Raw genomic sequence first — 14,428 nt, forward strand, 5'->3', positions numbered from 1 at the left:
TTTGCAGAGCGTATCGTAGCCACAGCAATCCAATCAGGCTAGGAACTAGCCTTCAAGGAGGGACGAGGTTACGAGTCCCGATGATTTGAGAAGCTCGTCCATTCATTGACGAGAGGTTCACTAGTCACAATAGAGAAGATATTATATCGCTATGTGATACGGTTGTGCATATGGAAAACGGACAATTAAAAGATGTGCAATCGCCTACGCCTGTATAACTATGTGCCTCCTCACTGAAAAAAGTCTCCATCACCATTGTCGCAATGGAGATGGAGACTTTACTTCTGCTTACCACAAATTGAAAGGCCTTGATAAAGGTTGTCTACCTCTGCACGTCCTGCGGATGCGGCTCTGTGACCAGCTCCGCCGCCTTCGCATTCATCTCGACCTGCGCCGGGTCCTTGCAGCCCGGAATGACAGTCGTCACCGCTGGATGCTTCAGGCACCAGGCGAGCGCCCAACTGGCCATGTCCACTCCTTCCGGCACTTCCTCGCGCGCAATCCGCTGCACTTCCTCCAGCTTCCGGCGCCGCTCTTCCGCATCGTGGCGGTGACGCGCATCGTTGCCCGCGAACTCCGCGCCCGGCTTGTACTTGCCGCTCAAGTAGCCGCTTGCCAGCGGGACACGCGCCAGTACGCCGAGATCCTGTTGCTGGCAGGACGGGAAGACGCCTTCCTCCGGCTTGCGGTCAAGCCGATTGTACACCACTTGTATCGTGCGAGAGCCAACCTTCTGCGAGGCGTCGGTCTGATGCGTTCGGTCGTTTTTGGAGATGGAGGTGCCCAGGAACTTGATCTTGCCCGCCATCACCTGCTTATCCAGCATCGTCCACAGCTCGTCCTTGTCGAACGCTTCGTCCGGCCCGGAATGGAACTGATACAGATCGATATAGTCCGTCTTCAGCGCCTTCAGCGAAGCGTCCAGCTGCTCCAGCATGCTGCCCGCGTCGAACTTGTCGGTACGGGAGAACAAGTCGTGGAATTGATGGCCGAACTTCGTGGCGATAACCCAGTCTTCGCGGTTGCGACGGCTTATGTAGTCGCCGATGAACTTCTCGGACAGATGATCGCCATAGCACTCCGCCGTGTCAATCAGGTTAATGCCCAGCTCTTGCCCCTTGTCCAGTATCGCATCCGCTTCCGCTTGCGTATAGGTTCTCCCCCACTCCCCGCCGAACTGCCAGGTGCCGATGCCAACAACAGATACTTTCATCTCTGTGCTTCCCAGTCTTCTGTATTTCACGTTGCTCGCACTCCTTCCCATCATAAGAGTTGCTTCTCAGCCTATCTTCAATTATACGCCTAATTATCTTATGAGAGAAATACTTCGAGAAAAAGCAACGATTCGCAACAATCTGCACCGTTATTCCGCATGCGGCTTCTCACCGTTATTCCCCCGATCCAGAAACTGCTCCAGCTCATCCAGCTTGCCGGACCAGAAGCGGCGATAGGATGCCAGCCAATGATCAATCTCCTTCAGCGGCTCCGGCACTATGGAATAGATGCTCTTCTGCGAGACCGATCGAACGGCTACGAGCCCGGCTTCCCGCAATATGCGAAGATGCTTGGATACGCCCGGCTGGCTTAATTCGCAGATAGCGACGAGCTCTCCTACAGAACGCTCGCGAACGCATAGCAGATCGAGAATCTTTCTTCTGTGCGGCTCCGCCAACACTTCAAAAACCGTTCTAGTTGTCATCGTTCATCGCCCCATGTCCGCCCCTTCTTAAGTCATCATTGACGCATATAGCTTCCGCATCTCCTTCACGCGGCCGTCCGGAAAGCTGGTAAACCGCTCTTGCAGCACGGTATCCAGCACATCCAGATGCACATGCCAGCCCGACAAGAAATCAATGACGGCAGCTGACTCAGGGAAGTCGTGCGTCAATTGCAGCATGCAGCCTTCGCCTTCTTCCTTCAACATCCATCGTACCACAGAGTTCCCTGAAGACGACTCCATCCACGTGTACTCCAGCTCGTAAGGCGCTTCGACTTTTGTGAATTTGCCCGTTACCTCGTCTCCGTTATCCCATCTTAACACGAGTTGTCCATTCACATTCAAATCCAGCTCCGACTTTACGGTTAGCCATTGGGCAAGCTGATCCGGCCTTGTAATCGCCTCCCACACTTTCTCCACCGGATGCTTCAAGTAACGCTCGAAACTTACAATACGACGATTATCCCGCTGCAATACCTTGCCGTCCATCCAATCCCTCCAGTAATTGTAATCGGTCTTGCTACTTTATATTACCATACGGTTATATAACTGAAAAGCAATTAATTAAAATGACTTCTCCTAACTGCTACTCTCCAGCCTATGCTGCATGCCTTGCAGCCCAAAGCAACCGGCAAAAAACGCCTGCCTTCAGCCGCTAAACGGCTAGAGGCAGGCGATATTTAAGGCGGCAAGCACTTAGCTTCGCTAAACGTTACTGCCACCAATTATTAACTGCATTTACCCTCCCAAGCCAGATGCCCTCTCCTTGACCGCCCCCGAACGACTTGCCGGCTCGCGCCTGCGGTACGTCAGCACGCCCAGCAGAGCAAGCACCGCAATGCCCGCCACATCCGTGATCCAGCTGCCGTGAATGAGCACAAGCGCCGCCAAGAAGGCAAGCCATCGCTCATAGCCCCTATACGCCGAGAACAGCCACTTCTGTATGAAGGAGGCGAGCGCCACAATGCCGAGCAGCGCCGTGCCGATATTGAGCGCCAGCACCCAAGGGGATACGTCCGGATTCAGCAGCAGCAAGTTGGGATTCGCGGCGAAGGCGAACGGCAGCAGCAAGGCGCCAGAATCGAACTTGAAGCCCTGCACCCCCGTGGAGATGGGATTGGCGCCGGCAATGCCCGCCGTCGCATAAGCCGGCAGATTAATCGGCGGCGTATCGTCTGCCAGCACTCCGTAATACAGCACGAAGAGATGAGCCGTCATAACCGGCAATCCCAGCGTGACGAGCGCAGGAGCTACCATAGCGGCAAGAATGACGTAGGTCGCGGTCGTAGGAAGCCCCAGTCCCAGGATGAGACAGGCCACCACCGTCAAGACCAGCGCCGCATACAGCTGAATGGATTCGCTGTATGCCGCTGCGAAGGGCGGCAACCAGGACGAGACGTCCCGGGCGAAGCCGACGATAATATGCGGCAGCTTGCTGGAGAGTCCGGTCAGATTGACGATGCCGATCATCATCCCGGCCGTCGCGCAAGCGACAATGACGGACAACGCATTCTTCGCGGCCAGCTCCAGCCCGGCGGCCAGTTCCCGCAAGCCGAAGCGCAGCGGCTGCGTCTCCAGCTTCGCCGCCCTCTGCAGCAGTACGAACAATAACGCAATCGCGACGCCCAGCACGCACACGACCGCAATCTCCGCCGGCCATCCGAAGAGCGCGTTCATACCGTAGACCGCTGCCGACAACACTATCGCAATAAGCAGCCCGATCGGCAGCCTTCGCTGAAGCAGACTGGCGAAGTAAGCGATCACCATAAGGATGACGATGGAGAAGAAGGCGGAATTGCCCACCGTCTTGCCGGAAGCTAGGAAGAAGATAAGCACCGCTATCGGAAAAATAAGATACCCTTGCCGCAGCAGAAGTGACTTGCCGGAGACGAGCTCCTCCCGCTTCAAGCCGCTGATCCGGTTTTTGACCGCTTCGAAATGCACCATCAGCAGGATGGCCAAATAGCTGAGCAAAGCCGGAATAAGCGCACTGCGAATGATCTCCACATACGCATAGCCGGTATATTCGATCATCAGGAATGCGGCTGCCCCCATAATCGGAGGCAGCAGCTGCCCGCTGGAAGAGGCGGCCACCTCTATGCCTCCCGCTACATGCGGCTTGAAGCCGACCTTCTTCATGAGCGGGATCGTGAACGTACCCGTCGTCACCGCATTGGCAATGGAGCTGCCGGAGATGGAGCCCAGCATGCCGCTGGATACGACTGCTGCCTTGGCGGGACCGCCCCGGTATTTCCCGAAGGCGCGCAAGGCGAGGTCGATGAACATTTTGCCCGCACCGGTCGCCTCCAGAATCGCTCCGAACAGAATGAAGATGAATACATAGTTGGCCGACACGGTAAGCGGAGTGCCGAAGATGCCGCTCGTCGTGAAGGACATCTCGTAGAAGAATCGCTCGAAGTCGGCGCGGCTGTGCCGGAACGGATAGATGAGATATTCGCCCAGGAAGTAGTAGGCGATGAACACGCCCGCGATAATGACGAGCGCCTTGCCGACGACCCGCCTGGTCGCCTCCAGCACGAGCACGACTAATGCAATCGCCACAAGCAGATCGACTAACGTCATGCGGGCGCTCAAGATGGAGGGCGACTTGAGATTGATCATCATATAGATTCCAATGCCCAAGCAGCTGACCGCAAGCGCATAATCGAGCCATGCCGCATATCGCCGCTTGCCGTCCTTCATGAGGGGATACAGCAAGTAGACGAGGCTAAGTCCGAATACAAGGTGAATGACGAGATGCGTTCGCGAGCCGACGCCGGGAAGGTAACCGAAGCCCGACGTACAGAAGTGATACAGCGACAACAAGACGCACAGCAGCAGCACAATTCCCGATCTGACCGACACAACCATGCTTCAACCCCCTCCTAGTAAGGCTTGCCAGCGCGGCGGCTGCTGCGCCCGCACGATCAGATGCTCCCGGGCATAGGGCGGCCGATTGAGTTGCACCGTCATTCCGTGGTACTGAAGCGTGTGCGAGTGGAGATGCGAAGGCTGAACATGGAGCTCGCCTACCGGCTCATACAATTCCCGCATCACATAATAACCTCCCGCCAGCTCCGTTACCCCCTTCTTCACATGCGGCAGTCCGGCGCCGAAGGAACGGGTGCGGCTTTCCGTCGCCACAATCTCGCCATCATCTCCAACCATGAAGTATTCCAGCACGGGAGACAGCTCGACGGAGTGCACATATCTTACCAGGAATGCCTCTCCCGTCTGCACATTCTCCGACCATAACACCTTCCCGCTGTCGGCCCTCACGATCTGGAGATGATAGGCGGATATCGGCTGGAGCAGCCACCAGAGAAGCACCGCAAGTGCGACTCCGATGCCGCCAGCCCTCAGAAGCTTCGCATAACAAGCAGTTGAGACGACTTCCCGCGAATCCCGGGAAGGGGCATTGCCGAGCAGCAATGCCCCTTCCTTCTTCCCTGGCCATAGCGGTCTCATCGCCGTCACTTCACTTCATCGTAATACTTCTGCGCACCCGCGTGGATATCGACCGACATGCCGTCCAGCGCGGTGTCCAGCGTAATGTCCTTCCCTCTCTGATGCGTCGCCGCGAATACGTCCAGATGCTCGAACATCGCTTTCGTCAGCTTATACACATCATCCTCCGACATATCGTCGCTGGCGACGAGCATCGCGCCTACGGCAACGGTTTTGGCATCGTTCTCCGTTCCATATACATCCTTGGGCAAGTTGAATGAGGTATAATACGGATATTTATCCGCCAGCTCCGCGATCTTCTCATCACTTATCGTTACGATGGTCACGGCCCGGTTCGCCTTCAGCGCTTCGATGGCGCCGGTTGGCGTGCCGGCCGTAATGAACGCCGCATCGATATTGCCGTCCTGAATGCCGCCCGCCGCATCGGAGAACGCCATATATTCCACTTTAATATCATCATAGGCAATACCATGAATATCCAGAATTTGCTTCGCGTTCACCTCGGCCCCTGAGCCTTGGTCGCCTACCGCAATCCGCTTCCCTTTCAGATCGTCCACGCTTGCGATCCCGCTGTCCGCCGCCGCTACGATCTGCACCACCTCCGGATACAGCATCGCGACGCCCTTGAAGCCGTCGACCTTCGTCTGGAACATCTGCGTGCCCTGTACGGCGTAATAAGCAACGTCATTCTGAATAAGCGCCAGATCGCCCTTGCCGTCGTTCACATCGTTCACATTGACGACAGAAGCGCCGCTTGTAACGGCAGTTGCCGTCATTCCCTTGGCTTGGTCGTTAATAATCTGCGCCAGCGCGCCTCCAAGCGGATAATAAGTGCCCTGCTCCCCGCCCGTCAGGATGACCAGATCCTTATCGCCTTTGCTGCACGCGGCAGCAAGCATCACCAGCATTAAGCTTAACACCGCAAGCAAGCCCCTCTTCATCATTCTCATATCCTCCTCTTCTATGTATACAGGCCTCATGCCTTATAACATTGGTATGTGAGGCACCAGGCCAATATGAGTCCAATTCCATTGGAGAGGGAGAACTTCTCGTCAGTCACCGGAGCAAGCCGGGGAATCATCCGCGGAGTCAGCCGCGGAATTGCGTTGCGGCGGGCACGGGAGTTCGCTAACAACTCGGAGATTCCGCATTCGCCATCGGCGCCGACTTGCTGCGGCTTCGTATCTGCCTTCGCCATTCTGCCGGGCTTTGCCCGTAATGGGATGAGAACATCCTCGTGAAGTAGTGCAGGCTGTTGAATCCTGTCTTCTGCACGATATCGCTTATGGGCATATCGCTGCCCGATAAATAACTGGCCGCGGCTCTCAGTCGCAGGTCGCGAAGATATTCGAACGGAGTCATGCCTTTATGTTTCTTAAATAGACGCACCACGTAAGAGGGATGTAAATATACGGATTGAGCAAGTTCCTCCAGTGTAATGTCTTCCTTATACCTCGTATCCATGTAATCAATCATCAAGTCGACTGCCGCTCGACTCTTCCGCTTGTCCTTCCTTTCCCAATAAGCTGGCTCGTCCCCGGATTCGATCACAACATGGGCTATCAGCTTATAAATTTTGCGAATTTCCAGCAAACACGCTTCCTCTAGGTTCGAGTTGCGCGGAGCGTTCCCGGTCGAATGCATCGCATAAACGAACTCAATGGACAGAATAATCGAAGAAGCCGCCAGCGTTTTGGCATACACGTCATTCTGCGACTGCATAAAGTTCCAATGATCCACTTGCTCGTCGCTAAGCGGGAAATCGTTCCACTTGTCCAGTTCAACAAAACAATATCGGATTTCGCCATAGCCGCTTTCCAGTTCATGCGGCGTAGAGGGAGGCAGAATAAACACGGCTGGCGCTTCAGCCTCGCATGTATTCCCCCTCCAGCTGAAAACAGCCCTTCCCGTGGTAATATATAAAATTTCATGACAAGACAGATGCATCCCACCACTCGAGGTTTCCTCCGAACGTGAGAGGGAGCCCGCTCCGCAATATCGAATGTTCAACGCAACCACCTCCTGGCTTCACTTCGAATAGCCCTCATCTATGCGCCGATAAATGGGGCTATTCTTCTTCGAGCTATTTGAAAGAGCGTCGTTCCTCCCTATGACTCTATTTGTCCGAATGTTTTGAAAATTGGAGGACTGATTGTTCCGAATTCGCCTGACGATACACATACCCACCCTAAGCTTCCACCTGCGGAAGGAGCGGCATTCCTAATTTCATCGCCAATCAACCATTTTCCAGTGGCAGGCAGGGATGCGAGACTTCTGCCCTCCGACTTTACCGATTGAAATAATTTACTGAAATTAATTCCGCCTACACTGATTCCCAGACTATCAATAATAAAATATTGTCCGTTAGGGGGAGCTCCTCCTCCAACTTTATTGATATTGAAGGTCACATAATGGCTATAAGGTGTAACCGGTCCAACCACCAGCAGCTTGAAATCGCTTCCAGTATTCGATACCGGAATAAGCTTCTGAGGTTCTTCAAATCCATAGCCTCCCAGTCCAAAGGTAAGCTGCAGATCGGCGGACGGGTTTTTGACGATGGCCCAAGCATAAATTTTCTTGTTCAAATACGTCTCAGGGAATGTGAAGTAAACGCTGCCTCCAAATGCGTCATCCGAAACCTTGGTCACTTTGCAGCTTCTCGTCCCGGTGAAATATTGACCCGCTTCGTTCAAAATCTCCAGCCGGTGGGCTCCGCTGTAGTACCCGCTTTCCCCAATGAATCCATCCGTCCCGTTCATACCGATAGCCCATTCCTCGAACGTTCCCGAATTCGTGTCCAAAGAGATGTCTCTCGCCGTAAAATCCTCTATGGCCGGCAACGAAGCCATGTCTTGAAGGATTCCAACACTCCGAATATCCGGCTGCACGCAATTATAAAAGTTTTTATGAGTGACGCTCTGCGGGACGTAGAAGCGGGTTCCTTCAAAGGTGACCCTGGCGTTCGATACCACTTCGCAATTAATCAGACCTCCGGTAATTAACGCGTTCTTATTGAACGTTAATTGGTTATCCGCCGGCGTCGAATGGTGCTCGGCATAAATACCGTTGATACTTACGCCGTCGGCATTGGAGGTGAACGCATCCGGAAGTCTAATATGTTCGATATGAAGCCCATGGAAAGAATGGTCGAGGTTTTCAATATACAACCCTTTGCCAATCCATTCCTGCGATCCCTCAATGTGCAGGTTCGTATATGTCACATTGTTGGTTTCGTATCCTTCCGCATGCGTGCCAAGCCAACAGGCATAAGTAGAGCTATTGCCACAGTTATAGACATATATGTCGTTCATCGTTCCCGTCCATGCACCCTTTGCTTCGAATGCTTTCAACAGCTTTTCGAATCGAACATTTGAGATTTTCCATCGATGGGGCGTATAGTTCATATCGATTCCGCAGGAAAGCGCACTTTCCGCTTGATTGCCCGTTCCGACGATCTTCAGATCGGAGACGGTATTATGGAGAAAAGCGAGCGTCAACGCATAACCATTCAGATCCGCAATAATTCGAGTGGATTCAATGGAATTCCCTCGCAAACATACATTCGACCACAAAATAATGGTGCTGGTTACCCGATAGGAACCTTCCGGAAGAAATACCGTGCCGCCAGGCGCCGCATGGTAGTTCCCGACAGGTGGTTGCACCGTTTCGACTGCCTTGGTTATGGCCGCCGTATCGTCGGCCAAGCCGTCTCCAACAGCGCCGAACCACTTCGCGTTAACCTCGCCATGATAGATGCGTTTGAATCGAGCTCCGTTATTGGAGACAATTACGGTCCCTGTATTATCCGCAGTTGAGACGTCTGAAGCATCATAATAGAAAGGCCCTTCCTTGCCGCGTTCCTTCAAATAATAAATACAGTCTGCATCCGGTAATTGCAAAGTCATCAACTCGGTGAGCGTAACGGCAATCCAATCTCCTGCCGTCTGCCATTTGTCTTTTTTCTCTTTGTCATTTTTGGCGTAGGCTATCGATGCACTTCCCGGGATTAAGTTCTCGGCTACCAAGCCTACACCCGCCACGCCCAATGCAGCCAGCATTTTCCTTCTGCTGATCATTCCATTGTCCTTCATTTCCATTTTCGAATCCTCCTCGCTTTCTATGCTTGCATGTTATTTCGTCTAGATCACGGTCATTAATCGCTCCCGATACTGGGTCGGCGTAATGCCATATTGATCTTTGAACACTTTAATAAAATAGCGATAATTGTAATAGCCGACTTCCTCTCCGATGGAAGCTATCGTTCGATCAGAGCTCTCCAGAAGCTCCAAGGCGCGCTGCATTCTCAAACTGACCAGGAAATCAATAAAGTTTTGGCCTTTCTCTTGTTTAAACAGCTTGCTGAAGCGATGATAGCCCACATCGACATAATCGGCTACCTCCTGCAAAGAGAGATCCCCGGTCATGTGCAGCTTCATATATTCAACGGCTCGATCCATACGGCTGACACGACGTTGCTCATGGAAACGGTCATAGATGGATTGCACGTATTTCAGAGCATCGTCTTTAAATTGCGAAAATTCATCCGTCATGCTCAATCTTTCCAGAAATTCAATAAACGACAGTTCCGGTGTCGATACGGAACGAAAGTCTCGCAGCGACTTGGTCAAGTTCGCGAGACATTCGCACGCAATCTGCTTGATTAATGCAACCTCGCCCAGCTTCGCCAATGCATTCAGATATTGCGATAAGCAAGCTATGCCTTGCTCGAATCGGTGTTCCTTAAAGGCTTGGAGCATCTGATGCTCCATTTCGTACGGAACATCGCTAAGCGATGCTCTCGACTCCGCCGCCTCTTCGGAATAAAGATGAACTTGCCCATAACCCGATATAAATTTCCGTTCCAGCGCCCGGGTCGCTTGTTCATAACAAGAAGGCAAGCGCTCCGGTTGACTTGTTGCCCGACTGCAGCCAACAGAGACGGAAACCTTGAACAACTTGAGATGTTTATGCAAACTCTCTATTAATTGCTCCCCGATCCTTAGGGCGTATTGCTCCCAGTCCCCTTGTGACTGATCGTAAGGCATAATAAATACAAATTGACCCCTGTCCGAGTGAGTGGACCCGATACTTCCGTAGGGATTCATCACTTCCCCAAAAATATTCGAGATAATGAACGTACATAAATCCCTGTCCTCTTGATTGTACCTGAACCTGAATTTATGGTATTCATCCAACTCTACGACAAGAATCCAATACTCGGGATGATGAAATTGAATGCCGAATTGCTGCATTTTGAGGTGAAAGGCCGAGACCTTCTCCTTGTCTCGCAGCCACCTGAACAATACATTCGTTTTTTCAAGCTCAGTCTTTTCCTTCTGCAGCCATACGGCCTGCTGCATCTTTGTTGTCTGCAGGTATTTATCGTCCAACCGGATCTTAACTCTTTCGGCAACCTGTTCCAAACGCTCTTTGGATATCGGTTTGGTCAAATAGTCCCGAACCTCGAATCGAATGGCCTGTTGCGCATATTCGAAGTCGCCGAACCCGCTAAGGATGACAATTTCCGCCTGAGGATATAAGGATCGGATCTCCCCCGCCAATTGAAGACCGTCCATCAGCGGCATGCGTATATCCGTAATGACCGCATCTACTCCCCCCATTTCAGACAGCATAGCCAATGCTTGCACACCATTTTCGGCGGATACGACTTCATGAAAACCCAGCTGTTCCCAATCCAGTTTTTTCAGCAACCATCTCCGGGAAGCATATTCGTCTTCCACAACAAGCAGCCGATACATGTTGCATCCTCCTCCTTCATTGGACTGGATACGCTAATCTGCAAGCCTCCTCTTCTCCTTGCATGCCACTATTTTTTTAATCAAATATTCTCTTTTGCTCAGTATCCATGATGGATGATGCGGATATTGATGGAATGCGAGAGGTGTTGATAGTCCTTCTTCCAACCAAATCAACGTCTGTTCCCGTCCCGCTAATTGTTCCAGCAGCTGAAGCATTCTCATATCCTGAATGCCCTCGTGAAATACCCGCAAGCGCAGCGACTCGATTGGGCCGGACTCTCCTGGGTACACGACATAAGCGTCCCCGGCAGGATAAGCATAATCGCCGTCCATTACCCTGTAAGGGTCGATGGTACGCTTGGATAAGTGGGAATTCCAGAAATTGTATCCCCAATGCAGGAAACCGGCAATACGGAACTTATAGAGCTGCATGCCGATGATCCTGTTGCGGTAGGAAGGCATATTCAGAAACCGATTCGACACACCGCCTTTGTATTGTCCGGAACAATAATACGTCCACAGATCCGGAACCTCATTCTGGATAAACGGCTCGATATGATCATTTGAAGGAATGGGCTTCTCCACGAGTCCTTTCTCGTAGAATGAGTAATCCGACAATGCGTCTATAATGGAGAACTCGCCCATATGCTTCTGAATCAAGCGGCTGGCCTTCTCGTAGATTTCAAGATCGGCAGGACCGGGTTCATCGGAAATATGGAAATAAACGCGCGACTCCAACTGATGCTGCAAAATGAATGCTCTTAGTTCCGGCAGAAACATCTCCAGAAAATGTTGATACTCCTGTCCTGTCGAGGAATGCTCCCACCCGAATAGCTGCTTCTGTTCTCCGTTCACTTGTCCCATAATTTTCGGAGCAGACTTCGCTCCCCACTGTGTAAATAAGTGAGAAAATTCGAAATATTCGACGCCGCAGTCCTCACACAGCCTGATCCATTGTTCTAATCGATCGAAGTCAAAGCGGTAGCCATCGCCCTGCTGCTCTACGCCAACAAGTTGAACCGTCTGTCGTTCTCCCCCTATGAAGGTATCCAGAGGAGGGGTGAACAAGGGCGTCAGAATCATGTTAATTCCGTTTCTGACGGCTGTGCGAACATATTTCCGAATCCATTGCCAGTGTTCGCTGGAAAACACCTCAACTCCGTAGTAGGCAGCCAGACAATCGCTATGAAACCACTCTGTGCGTATCAAGGTTTGCTTGGGCAATTCGATGCCCACGACAACCAAATCGAAGCTTTGTCGCCCCAACAGCTCCCCTTCATCGGTCTCGAATGCAATTTCAATGCTATGGGTGCCCGGCTCGATGTCATCCGTCACATCAACTTCGATCCAAATCGACCTCCATTGTCCCGGCAAGCCGGTAAGCCGAAATCCTTCGATCGGATACAAGGGGTCCGGGTATAAGCCTGGCGTCACGCGCAGCACGTCATCGTCATGATCATGATAGGTCGGCATTTCTACCGGAACGACTCCGACGGATCGTATTTGAACGTGACGCTGAATATCGGAATGCATCCGAATCTGCATCGGTCGGAGCAATTTCCCCTCGCACCGATAGGCGATTTGGTAGGAATAGATTTCATTCCACAACGCAGTTGCGCCTTGCAACACAGGGTCCTGAATCTCCTCATCCGGGAACACCTTCGCCAGCGAGCTTAAAGAAACGGTCTCGAATGTTATCTCTTGCGTCATTAAGCGATCTTCTCCTTGGAAGCAAGATAGCCGAGCCCAAGGCAACCGGCTATCGTCTTCATTCTGAATGCTGGATCAATTCGGGTCAAGATATTCGATGAACGGGGTGCTCTTATGCTGCTCGGCCATCATCTCTTCAAGCTTATGAATTCCGGCCTTCTCCATTTGATTTCTGCCCGTTTCGATCAGCTTCTTCGCCTCTTCTTCCGACTTGGCGTAATAAGCCTGCTGCGTAAGCTCGGCCAGACCGTCGGCAACCGGTTTAATCGATTGCCATAAGTCCGTCGATATCGCATAAAGCTGCGGATCGGAGCCATTCGCAATCTCTATGCCCTTCTGACGCAGCAGTTTTTTGTATTGCTGCGCGATGGCGTTTTTGGGATCCGCTTCATGGCCGAATGCTCCGCCGCCAAGCGACACCTGTCGATCGGGACCGGACAAGGTTGCATACCCCGCCGCTATCCCTTCATTCAACAGTGCCTTCGGATCAGCTTTCATCTTCTCTACCCACTCTGCCTTCGCCGAAGGCTTGCCGTCTATGTTGTCATAATGTACGCCCTCGACTCCATAGTGCGTAAGAACATACCCTTCGTCCGAGGATAGGAAATCAATGACTCGAGCAGCGGCTTCCGGATCTTTGGACGTATTCGGAATCAAATTAATATTATGGCCTTGCGCCCGGAAGACGGTCGTATAAGGATCGCCTTTACTATTGTTCATCGGCCCCAGCGGGATGAATTCTCCACTTGGATTATCTCTCACATATCCACTGGTCGCTTCATAGACGTAATAGAAGTGGCCGGGAAGAACCGCATAACGGCCCTGAGCGATCTTCTCGTTGGCAATCGCTTCCGACTGCAAGAAAGCTTCGGGATCGAGCAGGCCTTCACTAATCAGCTTCCGAGTGAAGAGAATCGCCTCTTCATTGGCCTGAGTCATGAAATTATGCTGCACCGTACCGTCTTCGTTAAATTGCCACCCTGCGTTGTTGTAGAACATTTTGGACAATAGACCGAGCGGCCAGCCTCCATGGAACGCGCCCATAGGGAAAATCTCCTTGCCGTTCTCCTCTAGCTTGGCTTCTTTAATTTTGTTCAAAAATTGATATAGATCATCTTTCGTTCGAACGCTTTGGGGGTCGACGCCCAGCTTCTCGGCAATGTCTTTCCTTACATAAAATCCGTATAGCCAATCATAACCATCTTCGCTTGTAGCCGGCATGCCCGTATACAGCATGTACGATTTCCCGCCGAAATTGTCCGGGTCCAAGTATCGATTGTACATATCGAGCGGCACAGCTTCTTTTTGAACGCTCTTCGCCAAGTTGGGGTACCGTTTCATGTAATCGGACAAATCCAGAAACATGTCGCCTTTAACGCCTTTAAGAATAGTTTCCATCTCCGCTCCGCCCATCCAGGCCGGTCCGGCATAAATGTCGGGAAAATCTTGAATCGCGAACATGGCATTCAGCTTCTCGACTTCCGACATCTTTACTTCGATGATCTCCAGCGTAACGCCGGTTTTTTCCCGAATGACTTTGGCTACCGGATTGTTGATTTGATCCGCCGGAGCCGTAGACGCTCCGTTCCAGTTGGTCAACAGCTTTAACGTTACTTCTTTAAACTTCTCCGGTTCGTTTCCTTCCGCATTTCCCTCATTCGGACGAACGTCCTCCGCCTTCCCTTCGTTCGTATTCCCGGAGGTACAACCACCTAGAATCGTGATGATGACATACAAACAAAGAAATGTAACAAGCAATGTCTTTCTGCGCATG

11 protein-coding genes are annotated in these 14,428 nt (G+C 52.0%); all 11 read right to left on the reverse strand.

From position 1 onward, the window contains the following. Nucleotides 1-322: 322 nt before the first annotated feature. The 11 genes from M6D81_RS07470 to M6D81_RS07520 all read right to left on the reverse strand — a co-directional run bounded on the left by M6D81_RS07470 (nt 323) and on the right by M6D81_RS07520 (nt 14,427). Complete coding sequence (locus M6D81_RS07470) at nt 323-1,243, reverse strand: aldo/keto reductase (RefSeq protein WP_262676225.1); 921 nt, start codon at nt 1,241-1,243, stop codon at nt 323-325. Nucleotides 1,244-1,363: 120 nt separating this feature from the next. Then, nucleotides 1,364-1,699, reverse strand: coding sequence for an ArsR/SmtB family transcription factor (locus M6D81_RS07475; RefSeq protein WP_262676227.1), 336 nt, complete (start codon nt 1,697-1,699; stop codon nt 1,364-1,366). A 27-nt stretch (nt 1,700-1,726) separates the two neighbouring features. Next, the gene (locus tag M6D81_RS07480; protein ID WP_262676228.1) at nt 1,727-2,206 is read right to left on the reverse strand and encodes an SRPBCC family protein; all 480 of its coding nucleotides are present in this window, start codon (nt 2,204-2,206) and stop codon (nt 1,727-1,729) included. A 249-nt stretch (nt 2,207-2,455) separates the two neighbouring features. After that, nucleotides 2,456-4,588 carry a TRAP transporter permease gene (locus M6D81_RS07485; protein WP_262676229.1) on the reverse strand — a complete coding sequence of 711 codons (2,133 nt, stop codon included), beginning with the start codon at nt 4,586-4,588 and terminating at the stop codon, nt 2,456-2,458. 3 nt (nt 4,589-4,591) lie between these two features. Continuing rightward, nucleotides 4,592-5,185 (reverse strand): DUF1850 domain-containing protein, encoded by a 594-nt coding sequence (locus M6D81_RS07490; protein ID WP_262676230.1) that lies wholly within the window; start codon nt 5,183-5,185, stop codon nt 4,592-4,594. A gap of 5 nt (nt 5,186-5,190) precedes the next feature. Next, on the reverse strand, nt 5,191-6,129 hold the full coding sequence (locus tag M6D81_RS07495; protein ID WP_262676231.1) for a TAXI family TRAP transporter solute-binding subunit: 939 nt from the start codon (nt 6,127-6,129) through the stop codon (nt 5,191-5,193). Nucleotides 6,130-6,313: 184 nt separating this feature from the next. After that, nucleotides 6,314-7,195: an AraC family transcriptional regulator gene (locus M6D81_RS07500; RefSeq protein ID WP_262676232.1), complete on the reverse strand. Its 882-nt coding sequence runs from the start codon at nt 7,193-7,195 to the stop codon at nt 6,314-6,316. A 98-nt stretch (nt 7,196-7,293) separates the two neighbouring features. Continuing rightward, nucleotides 7,294-9,282 carry a glycosyl hydrolase family 28-related protein gene (locus M6D81_RS07505; protein WP_262676233.1) on the reverse strand — a complete coding sequence of 663 codons (1,989 nt, stop codon included), beginning with the start codon at nt 9,280-9,282 and terminating at the stop codon, nt 7,294-7,296. 42 nt (nt 9,283-9,324) lie between these two features. Then, nucleotides 9,325-10,944 carry a response regulator gene (locus tag M6D81_RS07510; protein WP_262676234.1) on the reverse strand — a complete coding sequence of 540 codons (1,620 nt, stop codon included), beginning with the start codon at nt 10,942-10,944 and terminating at the stop codon, nt 9,325-9,327. Nucleotides 10,945-10,977: 33 nt separating this feature from the next. Next, on the reverse strand, nt 10,978-12,654 hold the full coding sequence (locus M6D81_RS07515) for a DUF4091 domain-containing protein (RefSeq protein WP_262676235.1): 1,677 nt from the start codon (nt 12,652-12,654) through the stop codon (nt 10,978-10,980). Between the two features lie 75 nt (nt 12,655-12,729). Next, nucleotides 12,730-14,427, reverse strand: coding sequence for an extracellular solute-binding protein (locus M6D81_RS07520; protein ID WP_262676236.1), 1,698 nt, complete (start codon nt 14,425-14,427; stop codon nt 12,730-12,732). Nucleotide 14,428: the final 1 nt, after the last annotated feature.

Source organism: Paenibacillus sp. J5C2022, from assembly GCF_025567625.1.
Classification (GTDB): Bacteria; Bacillota; Bacilli; order Paenibacillales; family Paenibacillaceae; genus Pristimantibacillus.

What these genes read in the sequence shown, in the direction of transcription:
- M6D81_RS07475 (WP_262676227.1), bottom strand. Translation starts at nt 1,699, where the DNA reads ATGACAACTAGAACGGTTTTTGAAGTGTTGGCGGAGCCGCACAGAAGA.
- M6D81_RS07480 (WP_262676228.1), bottom strand. Translation starts at nt 2,206, where the DNA reads ATGGACGGCAAGGTATTGCAGCGGGATAATCGTCGTATTGTAAGTTTC.
- M6D81_RS07485 (WP_262676229.1), bottom strand. Translation starts at nt 4,588, where the DNA reads ATGGTTGTGTCGGTCAGATCGGGAATTGTGCTGCTGCTGTGCGTCTTG.
- M6D81_RS07490 (WP_262676230.1), bottom strand. Translation starts at nt 5,185, where the DNA reads ATGAGACCGCTATGGCCAGGGAAGAAGGAAGGGGCATTGCTGCTCGGC.
- M6D81_RS07495 (WP_262676231.1), bottom strand. Translation starts at nt 6,129, where the DNA reads ATGATGAAGAGGGGCTTGCTTGCGGTGTTAAGCTTAATGCTGGTGATG.
- M6D81_RS07505 (WP_262676233.1), bottom strand. Translation starts at nt 9,282, where the DNA reads ATGGAAATGAAGGACAATGGAATGATCAGCAGAAGGAAAATGCTGGCT.
- M6D81_RS07510 (WP_262676234.1), bottom strand. Translation starts at nt 10,944, where the DNA reads ATGTATCGGCTGCTTGTTGTGGAAGACGAATATGCTTCCCGGAGATGG.
- M6D81_RS07515 (WP_262676235.1), bottom strand. Translation starts at nt 12,654, where the DNA reads ATGACGCAAGAGATAACATTCGAGACCGTTTCTTTAAGCTCGCTGGCG.
- M6D81_RS07520 (WP_262676236.1), bottom strand. Translation starts at nt 14,427, where the DNA reads ATGCGCAGAAAGACATTGCTTGTTACATTTCTTTGTTTGTATGTCATC.